The sequence below is a fragment of the Massilia sp. LXY-6 genome (assembly GCF_051233485.1).
Taxonomy (GTDB): Bacteria; Pseudomonadota; Gammaproteobacteria; order Burkholderiales; family Burkholderiaceae_D; genus Telluria.
In genome coordinates this window covers 13,090-29,047 of sequence record NZ_JBKFGF010000048.1, presented here as the reverse complement: position 1 = coordinate 29,047, position 15,958 = coordinate 13,090, and the positions used below count along the sequence as shown (strand labels likewise).

The following is a 15,958-nucleotide window of genomic DNA, read 5'->3' as shown; positions in this document are numbered from 1 at the left end:
GTTGGCTTGTTTTCAAGCATGTACTCATCCATACGCAAGCGGGCTCGGGTTCGATTGAAATCCATTGGAGATTATCGAGATGTAAAGTAGTCTTGGGTATCGCACGCGGACTACCAATTCTTACAGACTTCCAAAAGGTCTTATGGCCGATTCCAGCATCGATACTGCTGTCGGATACCGTGACGACGCCGTCATCGCGGCACTGCTGCATGGCCGCGGGGCGCACCTGCAGGGGCGCGACCCCGGCGCCGAGCGCGCGGCGCTGGCCGGGCTGGCCCAGTACCTGGCCGACGATCCGGAAGTGCTGCTGCAGCGGGTGGCCGAGGCGGTGCGCGCGCTGTGCGGCGCGAGTTCGGTGGTGATCGCGGTGCGCGAGCCCGGCCCGGACGGCGACGAGATCTACTGGTGCGCGACCGCCGGAGGGCTGGCGGCTCACGCGGGCAAGCGGTTTCCGGTGGAGGCCTGTCCCTGCGGCGCCAGCGTGGTCGGCGACTGCGCGGTGCTGTTCCTGCGCCCTGAGCTCGAATTCGCATCGATCCGCTCGGCCGGCATCCGTGTCGGCGAAGCCCTCGGCGTGCCATGGCGCGTGCGCGGCCACCCGGCCGGGGCGCTGATGGCCATGCTGGACGGCGACGGCGAGAACTTCGACGCCGATGACCTGCAGCTGCTGCGCGAACTGGCCGGTTTCGCGGCCGCCGCGTACCAGACCCGCGGCGCCCTGCGCGGCAATCCCGACCCGGAACGGCTCGAGCGCGAGCTGGAACAGCGTCTGCGGCCGGTCCTCGAAAGCAAGGAGTCGCTGGAGCGCGAGGTCGAGGAAAGCCGCGCGGCCGAGCGCGCGCTGCGCGAGCACAAGGCCCTGATCGACGCCACCCTCAGCATCAGCACGGTCGGGGTGGTTTATTTCGACCTCGACGGTACCGTCCGCGAGGTCAACCAGGCCTACCAGCGCATGACCGGCTACAGCGAGGACGAGTTGCGCCGGCTCGACAGCTGGAAGGCCGTGACCAGCCCGGAATTCTGGGACCGGACCCTGCGTTCGGGTAACGAGCTCCTCGAAACCGGGGTCACGCGTCCCTATACCAAGCAAATGCTGCGCAAGGACGGCAGCCGCTGGTGGGGCCTGTACGCGCCGGCGCGCATCTCGGGCGAGGGCGAGCATGCACGCTGCGTCTGCTTCATCCTCGACGTTACCGAACTGAAGGAGACCGAATCCCGGCTGGCCGAGAGCGAGGAGCGCTTCCGCTCCCTGGTCGAGGGCTTCGGCCAGGCAGTCTGGGAGACCGACCAGGATGCCAAGCTGGTGGTGCCATCGCCGAGCTGGTGCGCCTACACCGGGCAGCGCGAGGCGGCCTCGCTCGGCAAGGGCTGGCTCGACGCGGTGCACCCGGACGACCGCGAGTACGTGCAGCGCGAATGGCGCGCCGCGCTGGCGATGCGTCGCGCGATCAACATGGAATACCGGGTGCACGTGGCGATGGGTGGCTGGCGCTGGACCAATGCGCGTGCGGCGCCGCTGTTCAATCCGGATGGCAGCCTGTGCAAGTGGTTCGGCATGAACATCGACATCGACGAGCGGCGCCGCACCCAGGCCGCGCTGGCCGAGAGCGAGCGCCGCTACCGCATGCTGTTCGAGGCGATGGACGAGGGCTTCCTGATGGCCACCGTGCAGTTCGACGCGAACGGGCGCGCGGTCGGGCTGGCGTATCTGGAGGCGAACCCGGCGGCGGTACGCATGATCAGCATCCACTACGTCGGGCCGGGCCAGCTGAAGGTCCGCCCCGAGCACGAACCGTGCTGGCTGGAAGCCTGCGCCCAGGTCGCGCGCACCGGTGCCAACACCCGCTCGCAGTGCTTTGCCGATGCGCTGAGCAGCTGGTTCGATTTCTTCGTCTATCCGGTCGGCGGCGACGCCGGTGCGCCGCGGGTGGCGATCCTGTTCCGCGACATCACGGTGCGCAAGCGCGCCGAGGACGCGCTGCGCGAAAGCGAGGCGCGGTTCCGCGCGCTGGCCGACGCCTCGCCGGCCCTGATCTACCAGTTCGATCCCGACGGCAGCCTGATGTACCTGAACCAGCGCGGCCCGCACGACGACGGCCCGGCGGCCGAGACGGGCGGCTGGCGCGCCATCGTCCAGCCGGACGACATGCACGCCTACCTGCGCGAGGTATGCGACGGCATCCGCGAGCGCGCCGCCTATAACCAGCGGATCCGGGTCGCGGCGCGCGACGGCAGCTGGCGCTGGTTCGAATCGCACGCCGCGCCCTGGTATTCTGGCGAGGGCGAGCACCGCGGCTATGTCGGCATCTCGCTCGACATCACCGGCGCCGTGCAGGCCGAGGAGGCCTTGCGCGAGGCCGACCGCCGCAAGGACGAATTCCTGGCGACCCTGGCGCACGAACTGCGCAATCCGCTGGCGCCGATCAGCAACGCGGTGCAGCTGATGCGGCGGCCGGACGGGCGCCGCCAGGCCGACCGCGTGGTCGAGATGGTGGGGCGCCAGGTGCGCCAGATCGTCACCCTGGTCGACGACCTGATGGAAGTCTCGCGCATCACGCGCGGCAAGATCGACCTGCGGCTGGAGCGCGTGCCGATCGCCGAGATCGTCCACAGCGCGGTCGAGACCAGCCAGCTGGCGATCGAGCGCGCCGGACACCAGCTGGCGCTGGCCCTGCCCGAGGAGCCGCTGGTGCTGCTGGCCGACCGCGTGCGCCTGACCCAGGTGTTCGCCAACCTGCTGAACAACGCCGCCAAGTACACCGACGCGGGCGGCCGCATCTGGGTCGACGTCTGGCGCGAGGGCGGCCAGGTGCTGGCGTCGGTGCGCGACACCGGGATCGGCATCCCGCCGGAAGCGCTGGGGCGGGTGTTCGACATGTTCGCCCAGGCCCACCGCGCGGTCGGGCGCGGCCAGGGCGGGCTGGGGATCGGCCTGACGATGGTCCGCAGCCTGGTCGAGATGCATCATGGGACCGTCGAGGCCCGCAGCGGCGGTAGCGGGCAGGGCAGCGAATTTCTGGTGCGCCTGCCGCTGGCGCCCCAGGATGAGGCGATGGAGCGCCCCGGCATGACCCAGGCGCGGCCGAATGCGCCGTTCGCCGGGCAGCGCGTGCTGGTGGTCGACGACAACCGCGATGCCGCCGACACCCTCGGCCTGCTGCTGGAAGCCGACGGCGCCGAGGTGCGCGTGGTCTACGACGGCCGCGCCGCGCTGGCGATGGCGGAAGCCTTCCTGCCGTCCAGCGTCCTGCTCGACATCGGCATGCCCGGCATGGACGGCTACGAGGTCGCGCGCCGCCTGCGCCAGGATGAACGCTTCGCCAGCATGCGCATCATCGCGCTGACCGGCTGGGGCCAGGATTCGGACCGGCGCCAGACCCGCAACCGCGGTTTTACCTACCACTTGACCAAGCCGGTCAGCCTGGAGGAGCTCCATAAAATACTGACTTAAGTAAAAATAAGTCCAGATTGAAAGAATTTCCCGATGTTTTCACGCTCAATACATATTTTATGCATGGTGCGTTGATTAACATCAAAGGGGGAAGGCTGCTGATAGACTGAAACTACGTCAAACCCCTGTTGGGAGGCAGCCATGACGTTGATTTCAAAATTTGTCAGATATTTATCGGTGCTGGGCGACCCCAGGCTGGAGCCCGGCACGATCGCGGGGCTTCCCCCGTTCGCATTGCGCCAGACGGTGGATGGCCTGAAGGCCGCCGGCTGGATCACGACCTACGAATACAACGGCGACGACAGCTGGGTCGACTACGCCCGGGTCGACCTGCGCAAGGGCCGCTCCAAGCTCAAGCTGGAGTGGGACCAGGAAAGCGGCGGCAGCGTCGAAGGGCCGCGCGCCGTGCTCGACGAGTTACGCATGCTCGACCCCTGGACCCGCGTGCAGGCCGCGAGCGATCCTTCGCTTCAGAAGCGCTCGTCGCTGCCCAGGTAGCGCCACTGGCCCGGCGGCAGTTCGCCCAGCTTGACGCGGCCGATCCGCACCCGCTTCAGGCCGAGCACTTTCAGCCCGACCATGTCGCACATGCGGCGGATCTGCCGCTTGCGCCCTTCCTTCAGGGTAAAGCTGAGCTGGTCCTCGTTCTGCCAGCGCACCTTGGCCGGCAGCAGCGGCTTGCCGTCCATCCACAGGCCGTGGTTGAGCTTCTTCAGCTCGGCGTCCGGCAGCGTGCCCGGCTTGGTGTACTGGACCCGCACCAGGTATTCCTTCTCGATCGAGGTGTCCTCGCCGATCAGCTGGCGCGCGATGCGGCCGTCCTGGGTCAGTACCAGCAGGCCGACCGAATCGATGTCCAGGCGGCCGGCCGGCACCAGCGAACGCAACTGGGTCGGGTGGAACTGCTCGGGCGAAGGATCGTCTTTCCAGCGGTTTTCCGGCTTGACCAGCACCACGGCCGGCTTGTAGCCATCTTCGGCCTGGCCGCTGACGTAGCCGACCGGCTTGTTGATCAGGACCGTGACGCGCTTGCTCTGCTCGGCCGCGGCCTGGCGCTCGACGCTGATCTTCTGGTGCGGCAGCACCTTGCTGCCCAGTTCGTCGACGACCTTGCCGTCTACCCGCACCCAGCCTTTCGCAATCCAGTCATCGGCTTCGCGGCGGGAGCACAATCCCAGTTCGGACATGCGTTTGGAGAGGCGTAGGGGTTCGGTCATGGTTCAGTTCTGCAAAAGTTGAACATCGCTCCCGCGCAGGCGGGGCCCCAAGTTCGACGCGTTTCGACAGCGCTGCAAACTTGGGTTCCCGCCTTCGCGGGAACGACGGGTTAGATTTTCAGTGCATCCAGCAGCTCGGTTTCCCGCTGCACCTGCACCCGCTGGTTGTTGAGCGCCTGGCCGTCGATTAGGAACACGTCCTCGACGCGCTCGCCCAGGGTCATGATCTTGGCGGTGTGCAGGTTGATGCGGTAGCGCGCCAGCACGCTGGCGATCGCGTACAGCAGGCCGGTGCGGTCGTTGGCGGCGATCGACAGCAGCCAGAACTGGCCGCGCTCGTCCGGACGCAGCTCGACGGTCGGGGCGATCGGGAAGCTGCGCGACATGCGCGACAGGCGCGCGCGCAGGGGAGGGCTGAGCGCTTCCTGGCGGGTCAGCACCTCGCACAGTTCGTGCTCGATCAGGCTGATGATGTCACGGTAGTTGTTGGCGAAATGCTCGTCCGTGACAAGGAAGGTGTCGAGCGCATAGCCGTCCCGGGTGGTGTGGATCTTGGCGTCCAGGATCGAGAAATTCTTGCGGTCGAAATAGCTGCAGATGCGCGCGAACAGGTCGGGCTGGTCCTTCACGTAGACGGTCACCTGCAGGCCTTCGCCGATCGGTGCCAGGCGCGACTTCACCACCGGCGTGGCGCGCCCCAGCTTGTCGTGCAGGCTGCGGGTCTGCCAGGCGATGTCGGAGGCGTCGTGGCGCAGGAAGTAAGCGACGTCGAGCTGCTTCCACAGCGCTTCGTGGGCGTGCGGGCCGAGGCCGAACAGGCGTAGCGTGGCCAGGGCTTCCTGCTGGCGCGCGCGCAGCGCGCGGTCGGCCGAGGGCGGCTCGCCGCCCAGCACCCGCAAGCTGAGCTTGTACAGGTCTTCCAGCAGCTTGGCCTTCCAGGCGTTCCACACCTTCGGACTGGTGCCGCGGATGTCGGCCACGGTCAGCAGGTACAGCGCAGTCAGGTGGCGCTCGTCGCGCACCAGGCTCGCAAACGCCGCGATCACGTCCGGGTCCGACAGGTCCTGCTTCTGCGCGACCTGGGACATGGTCAGGTGCTGCTCGACCAGGAACACCACCAGTTCGGTGTCCTCGGCCGATACGCCATGGTCGCGGCAGAATTCCAGCACGTCCTGCTTGCCGAGCTCGGAATGGTCGCCGCCGCGGCCCTTGGCGATGTCGTGGAACAGGGCGGCCACGTACAGCAGCCAGCGGTCGCGGAAGTTGGCGATCAGCTGGCTGCAGAACGGGTATTCGTGGGCGTGTTCCGTCATCGTGAAGCGGCGCATGTTCCGCACCACCATCATGATGTGCTGGTCGACGGTGTACACGTGGAACAGGTCGTGCTGCATCTGGCCGATGATGCGGCGGAAGTTCGGCAGGTAGCGGCCGAGGACGCCCATGTCGTTCATGCGGCGCAGCGCGTGCACTAGGCCGGCCGGCGCCTGCAGGATGCGCAGGAACAGCGCGCGATGCAGCGGATTGGCGCGGAAGGCGTCGTCGATCAGCGTGCGCGCATGCCACAGGGCGCGGATGGTGCGCGCCGTCATGCCCTTGATGTCGGGACGCTCGGTCATCACGACGAAGATCTCGAGCACCGTCGAGGGCTCGGCTTCGAAGGTATCGTCGGCCGCGATGTCGATGAAGCCGCCTACCTCGTTGAAGCGCGGATTGATCGGCATCGGCCGGGAATCCTGGGGGAACAGCTGGGCCTCGATATTCTGCAGCAGGATCGTGTTCATCTGGGTCACGACCTTCGCGGCCCAGTAGTAGCGCTGCATCAGGTATTCGCTGGCGCGGCGCGCTTCCAGCCCCTGGCCGGTCGAGGTCAGGCCGAAGGTCTCGGCGATCGCGGTCTGGACATCGAACACCAGGCGGTCCTCGCGGCGCCTGGTTTGCAGGTGCAGGCGGATGCGGATGTCCTTGAAGGCGTATTCCTTCTCCATCAGCTGGCGTGCCTCGGCGCGCGTGATCAGGCCGCGGATCGCCAGCTGGGTCCAGGAATTGCCGAGCCCCGCCGCCTTCGCCACCCACAGGATCACCTGCAGGTCGCGCAGCGCGCCCGGGCTTTCCTTGACGTTCGGCTCCAGGCTGTAGGGCGTGAATTCGTACTTGGCGTGGCGCAGCCGCATCTCGGCGGTCTTGGCGTGGAAGAAGGCCTGGGCGTCCATCGCCTCACCGTAGCGCCGCTGCAGCTCGGCAAACAGGGGCGCGCTGCCGGCCACCAGGCGCGCTTCCAGCAGGCTGGTCTGCACCGTAATGTCGGCCGCCGACTCGCTCATGCACTCGTCGACGGTGCGGATGCTGTGGCCGATCTCGAGGCCGAGGTCCCACAGCAGCTGGACGAATTGTTCCAGCCTGGCCTGGGTCAGCGCATCCGGCGGGTCGCCCAGCAGGATCAGGAGGTCGACGTCGGAATAGGGGAAAAGTTCGCCACGGCCGTAGCCGCCGACCCCGACCAGCGCCGTCTCGGGCGGCAGGCCGGCCGCCTCCCAGGCGTCCGACAATACGCCGTCGACGCTGTGGCGCAGGCCGCGCAGCAGCTTCTCGGGTTTGCCGTTGTCGCGGAAGTCGGCAATGACGCGCTGGCGCTCGTCCTTCAGGCGCTGGCGCAGCTGGACCTGCAGGAGAGCTTGCGGCTGGGTTTGCGCTTGACCGGTGGCGGGGCTGGACATGGTGGCGCGGATCAGGCCGGGACGGCGTCCTGGTTCAGCACGATCGCCGGCGGCGGCGGCGTGCCGGCCGAGGTGGTCAGCACCTCGTAACCGGTCTCGGTCACGAGGATCATGTGCTCCCACTGGGCCGACAGGCTGCGGTCCTTGGTCTTGATGGTCCAGCCGTCCGGCATTTCGCGGATCTCGCGGCGGCCGGCGTTGATCATCGGCTCGATCGTGAAGATCATGCCGGCCTTCAGTTCTTCGCCGGTGCCCGGGCGGCCGTAGTGCAGCACCTGGGGCTCCTCGTGGAACACCTTGCCGATGCCGTGGCCGCAGAATTCGCGCACCACGCTGAAACCGTTCTTCTCGGCGTGCTGCTGGATCACGTGGCCGATGTCGCCCAGGTGTGCACCCGCCTTGACCTTGCTGATGCCCAGCCACATGCATTCGTAAGTGACTTCGGACAGGCGGCGCGCCTGGATCGACGGCTCGCCGAGCAGGAACATGCGGCTGTTGTCGCCGTGGAAGCCGTCCTTGGTGATGACGGTGACGTCGATATTCACGGAATCGCCGGCTTTCAGCACCTTGTCGCCCGGAATGCCGTGGCAGATCACGTCGTTGACCGAGGTGCACACCGCCTTCGGGAATGGCGGGTAGCCCGGCGGCGCGTAGTTCAGCGGGGCCGGCACGGTACCCTGTACCTTGATCATGTATTCATGGCAGAGGCGATCGAGTTCGCCGGTGGTGACGCCCGGCTTGACGAAAGGGGTGATGTAGTCGAGCACTTCGGCGCCGAGGCGGCCGGCAATGCGCATGCCTTCGATCTCTTCCGGGGTCTTGATGGAGATGGACATAGTATTTCTAACTTCTGCGATTGGGATATCCGCCCATTATATGTGATCGTGCGGCACGTATGAACTTGAAATCGGGGCCGAATCCCGCTAGAATCTCGGGTTGCTCGTGTTCGTATCGAGCAATGTTGAAAAAACGTCTTTTTTATTGAATCGCGAATGCGGCCGACAAGGGTGCCTGTCACAGGTGTACCGGCCGTTATTCAAGACTTAACCCTGGAGAATCAAATGTCCGTTACTATGCGCGAAATGCTGGAAGCCGGTGTCCACTTCGGCCACCAGACCCGTTTCTGGAACCCGAAAATGGCCCCGTTCATCTTCGGTCATCGCAACAAGATCCACATCATCAACCTGGAAAAGACCATGGCGATGTATCAGGATGCGATGAAGACCATCAAGCAGATCGCCGCCAACCGCGGCACCATCCTGCTGGTCGGCACCAAGCGCCAGGCCCGCGACATCATCGCCGCTGAAGCACAGCGCGCCGGTGTGCCGTACGTCGACCAGCGCTGGCTGGGCGGCATGCTGACCAACTTCAAGACCATCAAGACCTCGATCAAGCGCCTGAAGGACATGGAAGCCATGATCGAATCGGGTGAAGTCGAGAAGATGTCGAAGAAAGAAGCGCTGATGTTCTCGCGCGAAATGGAAAAGCTGCAGAAGTCGATCGGCGGCATCAAGGACCTGGGCGGCGTGCCGGACGCGATCTTCGTGGTCGACGTCGGCTACCACAAGGGCGCCATCACCGAAGCCGCCAAGCTGGGCATCCCGGTCATCGGCGTGGTCGATACCAACCACTCGCCGGAAGGCGTTACCCACGTGATCCCGGGTAACGACGACTCCTCGAAGGCCATCACCCTGTACGCACGCGGCGTCGCCGATGCGATCCTGGAAGGCCGTGCCAACGCCACCAACGAAGTCGTTGAGATGGCTAAGGCTGGCGACGACTTCGTCGAAGTTTCCGAGCAAGCATAAATGCCTGGCGGGTGACACCACCCGCTGACGTCAGAGAAAGGGGCGCCGAGCCTGTAATCGAGCGCCCCTTTTTGCAAGCAGATTCAGCAAGAACAATCTTATTAGGAGAAACAACATGGCAGCGATTACTGCAGCGATGGTCGGCGAACTGCGCGCCAAGACCGATGCCCCGATGATGGAGTGCAAAAAAGCCCTGAACGAAGCCGAAGGCGACATGGCGCGTGCCGAAGAGATCCTGCGCGTCAAGCTGGGCGGCAAGGCTTCGAAGGCAGCGTCGCGCATCACCGCCGAAGGCGTGGTGACGGCATATGTTGCCGGCAACATCGGCGCGCTGGTCGAAATCAACAGCGAAACCGACTTCGTCGCCAAGAACGAAGAGTTCATGGCCATGGCCAACCTGGCTGCCAAGCTGGTTGCCGAGAACAACCCGGCCGACGTCGCTGCCCTGGCCGCCCTGCCGGTCGACGGCAAGACCTTCGACGACGTGCGTACGGCACTGATCGGTAAAATCGGCGAGAATATGACCGTTCGCCGCTTCCAGCGCTTCGAGACCACCGGCAAGCTGGCTTCGTACCTGCACGGCTCGCGCATCGGCGTGATCGTCGACTACGACGCCGCCGACGAGCAAGTGGGCAAGGACGTCGCGATGCACATCGCTGCAATGAAGCCGGTCGCCCTGTCGTCCGAGCAAGTGCCGGCCGAGCTGATCGAGAAAGAGCGTTCGGTTGCCCAGCTGAAAGCCAAGGAAGACGCCGAGAAGGCCGTCGCCGAAGGCAAGCAGCCGCAATCGGAAGAAATCGTCGCCAAGCGTGTCGACGGTTCCGTGCAGAAGTACCTGAAGGAAGTGTCGCTGTTCAACCAGGCGTTCGTGAAGAACGACAAGCAGAGCATCGAGCAAATGCTGAAGGCCAACAACGCCACCGTGAAAGCGTTCACGATGTACGTCGTCGGTGAAGGCATCGAGAAGAAGGTCGACGACTTCGCAGCCGAAGTGGCAGCCCAGATGGCTGCCGTCAAGCAGTAATCAGCAGCAAATGAAGACGGGCCGAAAGGCCCGTTTTTGCAGGGGTGTCCGGGCCACAAGCCCGGAGGCCCGTGGGGTGGGCGCCGTGTGCCCCCGTGTGACGCCCGCGTCACGTCGGCCAAGGCGACCACCCGGCATCAGCAGTACCCGAATTCGAATCATCTACATCTAGGAGCCCCATTCATGACCAAACCAGCCTACCAACGAGTCCTCCTCAAACTGTCTGGCGAAGCGCTGATGGGTGACGACCAGTTCGGCATCAACCGCGCTACCATCGAGCGCATGGTCGCCGACGTGGCGGAGGTGTCGAAACTGGGCGTGGAACTGGCGGTGGTGATTGGTGGCGGCAACATCTTCCGCGGCGTGGCGCCGGGCGCGCAGGGTATGGACCGCGCGACCGCCGACTACATGGGCATGTTGGCCACCGTCATGAACGCGCTGGCCCTGGCCGACGCCATGCGCCAGCAGGGCATCACCGCGCGCGTGATGTCGGCGATCGGCATCGAGCAGGTGGTCGAGCCTTACGTGCGTCCGAAGGCCCTGCAGTACCTCGAGGAAGGCAAGGTGGTCGTGTTTGCCGCCGGCACCGGCAATCCCTTCTTCACCACCGATACCGCGGCCGCGCTGCGCGGCTCCGAAATCTCGGCCGAAATCGTTTTGAAGGCCACCAAGGTCGATGGCGTATATACTGCCGATCCGAAGAAGGATCCGCACGCTACCCGTTACGAGTCGATCACCTTCGACGAAGCGATCGCCAAGCACCTGCAGGTGATGGACGCCACCGCGTTCGCCCTGTGCCGCGACCAGAAACTGCCGATCAAGGTGTTCTCGATCGTCAAGCCGGGCGCGCTCAAGCGCGTGATCATGGGCGAAGACGAGGGTACACTGGTACACGTTTAACATTCGTTATTTAGCAAAACACAGGAGAGCAGCATGTCCGTCGCTGACGTGAAGAAAAACGCCCAGGACAAGATGGCCAAGTCCATCGAGACCCTGAAGGCTGACCTGGCCAAGGTCCGCACCGGCCGCGCCCACACCGGCATCCTCGACCACGTGATGGTGGACTACTATGGTTCCCCCACCGCGCTGACGATGGTCGCCAACCTGACCCTGATCGACGCCCGCACCATCGGTGTCCAGCCTTACGAAAAGAAGATGCTGAGCACGATCGAAAAGGCGATCCGCGATTCCGATCTCGGCCTGAACCCGTCGACCTTCGGTGAAATGGTCCGCGTGCCGACCCCGGCCCTGACCGAAGAGCGCCGCAGGGAAATGGTCAAGCTGGCCAAGTCCGAGGCCGAAGACGCGAAGATCGCCGTGCGCAACGTCCGCCGCGATGCCAATGAACAGCTCAAGAAGCTGATCAAGGACAAAGCCATCTCGGAAGACGACGAGCGCCGCGCCCAGGACGAGATCCAGAAGCTGACCGACAAATCCGTCGTCGACATCGACAAGCTCGTTGCCGACAAAGAAAAGGAAATCATGACGGTGTGATTCGCGGGGCAGGGCGCTTGGGCGCCCGCCTTTGCTACCGTGTACGCCGGCCGGGATGTCTCGAGCCGGCGCCTTGTTTTTACCGCCGACTCCGGCCAGATTTATGATTTTCAAAAGTTCGACCACCGCAGTTCCCGAAGCGCCGGCGGTACCGCGCCACATCGCGATCATCATGGACGGCAATGGCCGCTGGGCCACCAAACGCCTGCTGCCGCGCGTGGCCGGCCACGTCAAGGGCGTGGATGCCGTGCGCAAGATCGTCGAGGCCTGCGTGGAGCGTGGCGTCGAGTACCTGACGCTGTTCGCTTTTTCCTCGGAAAACTGGCGCCGTCCGGCCGAAGAGGTGTCCTACCTGATGGGCCTGTTCGTCACCGCGCTCGAACGCGAAGTGTCGAAGATGCACGCCAATAACATCCGCCTGAAGGTGGTGGGCGACCTGTCGCGCTTCGCTCCGAAGCTGCAGGACATGATCGCCAACGCCGAGCGCAAGACCGCCAACAATACCCGCCTGACCGTGACCGTGTGCGCCAACTACGGTGGCCGCTGGGACATCATGCAGGCGACCGGCAAGATGGTGGCGGCGAATCCGGGCACGACCGAATTCACGGAGGAGATGCTGGCGCCGCACTTGGCGATGGCCTACGCCCCGGAGCCGGACCTGTTCATCCGCACCGGCGGCGAGGAACGCATCTCGAACTTCCTGCTGTGGCAGCTGGCGTATTCGGAGCTGTACTTCACCGACGCCTTCTGGCCCGATTTCTCGCCCGAATCCCTCGACACCGCGATCGCGTCCTACCAGAGCCGGGAACGCCGTTTCGGCCGCACCGGCGAGCAGGTCGCCAACAAGGCAAAGACAAGCTGATGCTGAAAACCCGCGTCATCACCGCAGTCGTGCTGCTGGCAGTCCTGCTGCCGGTCCTGTATTTCAATAACTTCGCGGCCTTCGCGGTGGTGGCTACGGCGTTCTTCGGCGCCGCGGTCTGGGAATGCGTGCGGCTGTTCAATCCCGGCACCGGCAACGCCCACATCATCGCCCTGGTCTGGGCCGCGGTGTTCGCCGTCGCGATCGCGACCGGCCACCTGAACGCCGCCTTCTGGGCCGCGCTCAGCCTGGCGCTGTGGATCGCGCGCTTCGCGCCCTCGCTCAAGCTGGGCCTGCCGCCGCTGGGCAGCCCCGCGAATACGCTGCTGAGCCTGGTGTACGGCTTCGCGATCTTCGGTTGCTTCATCGCGATCGTGGTGCTGTTCTCGCATTCGCCGCTGTTCCTGCTGTCGGTGATGGCGATCGTCTGGGTCGCCGACATCGGCGCCTACTTCTCCGGCAAGGCCTTCGGCAAGCGCAAGCTGGCGCCCTCGATCTCACCGGGCAAATCATGGGAAGGCGCGGTCGGCGGCGGCATCGCCGTGCTGGTCCTGGCCATTCTGTCCGTGCAGTTCGGCGGCGACGCCTTCGCCGACACCTTCGCCGCGCGCGTCCAGCGCGGCCTGGGCTGGCCGGCCCTGCTGGCCATCCTGGTCCTGATGGTCGCCGCCAGCATCGTCGGCGACCTGTTCGAATCCCAGCTCAAGCGCCGCGCCGGCATGAAGGACAGCAGCGGCCTGCTGCCCGGCCACGGCGGCGTCCTCGACCGGATCGATGCACTGATCCCCGTATTGCCGCTCGCAGCCCTGATCGGCTCCAGGCTATAAGAGGTCCTCCATGCAACGCGTAACCATCCTGGGCGCCACCGGATCGATCGGCGCCTCGACGCTCGACGTCCTCGCGCGTCACCCCGAACACTATCAAGTCTACGCACTGAGCGCGCACAGCCGTGTCGACGAGCTGGCGGCGCAGTGCCGCCGTTTTCGCCCGGTCCGCGCCGTGGTCGGCTCGCCCGAGGCCGCCGCGCGCCTGGCCGGACTGATCGCCGACCTGCCGACCGACGTCTCGTACGGCGAACAGGCGCTGTGCGAGATTTCGGAAAGCAGCGCCACCGACACCGTGATGGCGGCCATCGTCGGCGCCGCCGGCCTGGCCCCGACCCTGGCCGCCGCGCGCGCCGGCAAGAAGGTCCTGCTGGCCAACAAGGAAGCGCTGGTGATGTCCGGCCAGCTGTTCATGGACGCCGTGCGCGAGCACAAGGCGACCCTGCTGCCGATCGACAGCGAACACAACGCGATCTTCCAGTCGCTGCCCGCGCATTATTCGCGCGAGCCGGACGCCGCCGGCGTCGCCAGGATCCTGCTGACCGCTTCCGGCGGCCCGTTCCTGAAGCGCGACGTCGCCACGCTGGAGCAGGTGACGCCCGAAGAAGCGTGCAAGCACCCGAACTGGTCGATGGGCCGCAAGATCTCGGTCGACTCCGCCACCATGATGAACAAGGGCCTGGAAGTGATCGAGGCCCACTGGCTGTTCGGCGCGCCGGCCGAGCTGATCGAGGTGGTGATCCATCCGCAGAGCGTGATCCACTCGATGGTGTCGTATGTCGACGGCTCGGTCCTGGCCCAGCTCGGCAACCCGGACATGCGCACCCCGATCGCCCACGCGCTGGCCTTCCCGCAGCGGATCGCATCCGGCGTGGCCCAGCTCGACCTGACCAGCATGGCGGCGCTGGAATTCCACGCCCCCAGCCTGGCCCGCTTCCCCTGCCTGGGCCTGGCCTTCGACGCCCTGCGCGCGGGCGGCACCGCGCCGGCGCTGCTGAACGCCGCCAACGAGGTCGCGGTGCAGGCCTTCCTCGACCGCCGCATCGGCTTCCGCGACATCGACCGCGTGCTTCGCCGCGTGATGGACGAGGAGCCGCACGGCGCGGCGTCCAGCATCGACGCGGTGCTGGCCCAGGATGCGCAGGCGCGCCTGGCGGCCGGCCGCATCGTCGGCGCACTGGCGCGGGCTTGAGCCATGCTCGGCCATATCCTGATCGGCTTCCTGCTGGGCCTCGGGCCGCTGATCATCGTCCACGAACTGGGCCATTACTGGGTCGCGCGCCTGTGCGGCGTGAAGGTGCGCCGCTTCTCGATCGGCATGGGCAGGGTGGTGTGGTCGCGCCATGTCGGCCGCGACCAGACCGAGTGGGCCTTGTCGATCCTGCCGCTCGGCGGCTACGTCAAGCTGGTCGACAGCCGCGACCCGGGTACCGCGCCGCGCGACGCCGCCGAGGAAGCGCGCGAGTTCACGCGCCAGAACGTCTGGAAGCGTATCGCCATCATCGCCGCTGGTCCGGCGGTGAACTTCATCGTCGCCATCGTGCTGATGGCCGGCCTGTTCATGGCCGGGAAGCAGGAGCCGGGCACGCGCCTGCGCGCCATGCATGCCGACACCCCGGTCTACCTGGCCGGCGTGCGCGGCGGCGACGCCGTCACCGCGGTCAACGGCAAGCCGGTGGCGGCCTGGGGCGACCTGCGCTGGGAAATCGTGCGCGCCATCCTCGACAAGCACGAGGCCGAGCTGACCCTGCATGGCCAGGGCGGCGGCAGCTACCGCGCCGTGATCCCGGCCGCCACCATGGCGCGCCTGAATCCGGAAGGCGAGGTCGACGTGATGAAGCAGCTGGGCATGCAGATGTGGCGCCCGCGGCCGGCGGTCGACAAGGTGATTCCGGGCGGCCCCGCCGCGCGCGCGGGACTGCAGCCGGGCGACCTGGCGGTGGCGATCGACGGCAAGCCGCTCACCGACGGCATCGACTTCATCGAGGCCGTGCGCGGCGCCGCCGGCCGCACGCTGCTGCTGGACGTGCTGCGCGCCGGCCAGCCGCTGCGCGTGGCCGTCACGCCCGAGCGCGACCCCGAGACAGGCGCCGGCATCGTCAAGCTGATGGTGGCGCAGGCGCCCGAGATGGTGACGGTGCAGGCCGGTCCGCTGGAGGCCGTCGCCAAGGGGGCGGAGCGCGCCTGGGACGGCAGCGTGGCGACCCTGAAGATGATCGGCAGGATGCTGACCGGCGAAGTCTCGCTGAAGAACGTGTCCGGCCCGATCACCATCGCGGGCGTCGCCGGGCAGGCCGCCGATGCGGGCTTCGCGACCTATATCGAGATGCTCGCCTTCATCAGCCTCAGCCTGGGTGTAATGAATCTGTTACCAATTCCGGTTCTGGATGGCGGCCAATTGCTGTATTATTCGCTGGAAGTTTTGACCGGGCGCCCCCTGTCCGCGCGCGTCGGAGAGATCGCGCAGATCGCAGGGTTCGGCCTGATGCTCATGCTGATGGCGCTCGCCGTCTTCAACGACCTGGTGCGGCTGTTCTGATACCCGGCGCAGAATACGTAGTTTG

Annotated in this window: 13 protein-coding genes; 10 read left to right on the top strand and 3 right to left on the bottom strand. The window is 66.1% G+C overall.

Annotated features, from left to right (window positions below; all coding sequences use genetic code 11):
- The first annotated feature begins 142 nt into the window (after window positions 1–142).
- Window positions 143–3,451, top strand: a complete 3,309-nt coding sequence (locus tag ACI48D_RS20620; RefSeq protein WP_435573124.1) for a PAS domain S-box protein — start codon at window positions 143–145, stop codon at window positions 3,449–3,451.
- Window positions 3,452–3,592: 141 nt separating this feature from the next.
- Entirely contained in the window at window positions 3,593–3,949 is a 357-nt protein-coding gene (locus ACI48D_RS20615) for a hypothetical protein (RefSeq protein ID WP_435573123.1), read from the top strand.
- On the opposite strand, the gene ACI48D_RS20610 is transcribed toward ACI48D_RS20615, so the two are convergent.
- The 3 genes from ACI48D_RS20610 to map form a co-directional block, all read right to left on the bottom strand.
- Complete coding sequence (locus ACI48D_RS20610) at window positions 3,922–4,668, bottom strand: pseudouridine synthase (protein ID WP_435573122.1); 747 nt, start codon at window positions 4,666–4,668, stop codon at window positions 3,922–3,924. The genes ACI48D_RS20615 and ACI48D_RS20610 overlap by 28 nt on opposite strands.
- 110 nt (window positions 4,669–4,778) lie before the next feature.
- Window positions 4,779–7,382: a [protein-PII] uridylyltransferase gene (locus tag ACI48D_RS20605; protein ID WP_435573121.1), complete on the bottom strand. Its 2,604-nt coding sequence runs from the start codon at window positions 7,380–7,382 to the stop codon at window positions 4,779–4,781.
- A gap of 11 nt (window positions 7,383–7,393) precedes the next feature.
- Entirely contained in the window at window positions 7,394–8,218 is an 825-nt protein-coding gene (gene map / locus ACI48D_RS20600; protein WP_435573120.1) for a type I methionyl aminopeptidase, read from the bottom strand.
- A gap of 225 nt (window positions 8,219–8,443) precedes the next feature.
- Here map and rpsB point away from each other — a divergent pair, with 225 nt between their 5' ends.
- The 8 genes from rpsB to rseP all read left to right on the top strand — a co-directional run bounded on the left by rpsB (window position 8,444) and on the right by rseP (window position 15,933).
- Window positions 8,444–9,190, top strand: a complete 747-nt coding sequence (rpsB, locus tag ACI48D_RS20595) for a 30S ribosomal protein S2 (protein WP_435573119.1) — start codon at window positions 8,444–8,446, stop codon at window positions 9,188–9,190.
- 115 nt (window positions 9,191–9,305) lie between these two features.
- On the top strand, window positions 9,306–10,214 hold the full coding sequence (tsf, locus tag ACI48D_RS20590) for a translation elongation factor Ts (RefSeq protein ID WP_435573118.1): 909 nt from the start codon (window positions 9,306–9,308) through the stop codon (window positions 10,212–10,214).
- A gap of 183 nt (window positions 10,215–10,397) precedes the next feature.
- The gene (pyrH, locus tag ACI48D_RS20585) at window positions 10,398–11,114 is read left to right on the top strand and encodes a UMP kinase (protein WP_052233764.1); all 717 of its coding nucleotides are present in this window, start codon (window positions 10,398–10,400) and stop codon (window positions 11,112–11,114) included.
- 33 nt (window positions 11,115–11,147) lie between these two features.
- Window positions 11,148–11,708, top strand: a complete 561-nt coding sequence (gene frr / locus ACI48D_RS20580) for a ribosome recycling factor (RefSeq protein ID WP_435573117.1) — start codon at window positions 11,148–11,150, stop codon at window positions 11,706–11,708.
- Window positions 11,709–11,811: 103 nt separating this feature from the next.
- Window positions 11,812–12,570 carry a polyprenyl diphosphate synthase gene (uppS, locus tag ACI48D_RS20575; protein ID WP_435573116.1) on the top strand — a complete coding sequence of 253 codons (759 nt, stop codon included), beginning with the start codon at window positions 11,812–11,814 and terminating at the stop codon, window positions 12,568–12,570.
- Window positions 12,570–13,397, top strand: coding sequence for a phosphatidate cytidylyltransferase (locus ACI48D_RS20570; protein ID WP_435573115.1), 828 nt, complete (start codon window positions 12,570–12,572; stop codon window positions 13,395–13,397). Before uppS ends, ACI48D_RS20570 begins: the two co-directional genes overlap by 1 nt.
- A gap of 10 nt (window positions 13,398–13,407) precedes the next feature.
- Window positions 13,408–14,586, top strand: a complete 1,179-nt coding sequence (gene ispC, locus ACI48D_RS20565) for a 1-deoxy-D-xylulose-5-phosphate reductoisomerase (protein ID WP_435573114.1) — start codon at window positions 13,408–13,410, stop codon at window positions 14,584–14,586.
- Window positions 14,587–14,589: 3 nt separating this feature from the next.
- A complete protein-coding gene (rseP, locus tag ACI48D_RS20560) occupies window positions 14,590–15,933 on the top strand; it encodes an RIP metalloprotease RseP (protein WP_435573113.1) in 1,344 nt (447 codons plus the stop codon).
- The last annotated feature ends 25 nt before the right edge of the window (window positions 15,934–15,958 follow it).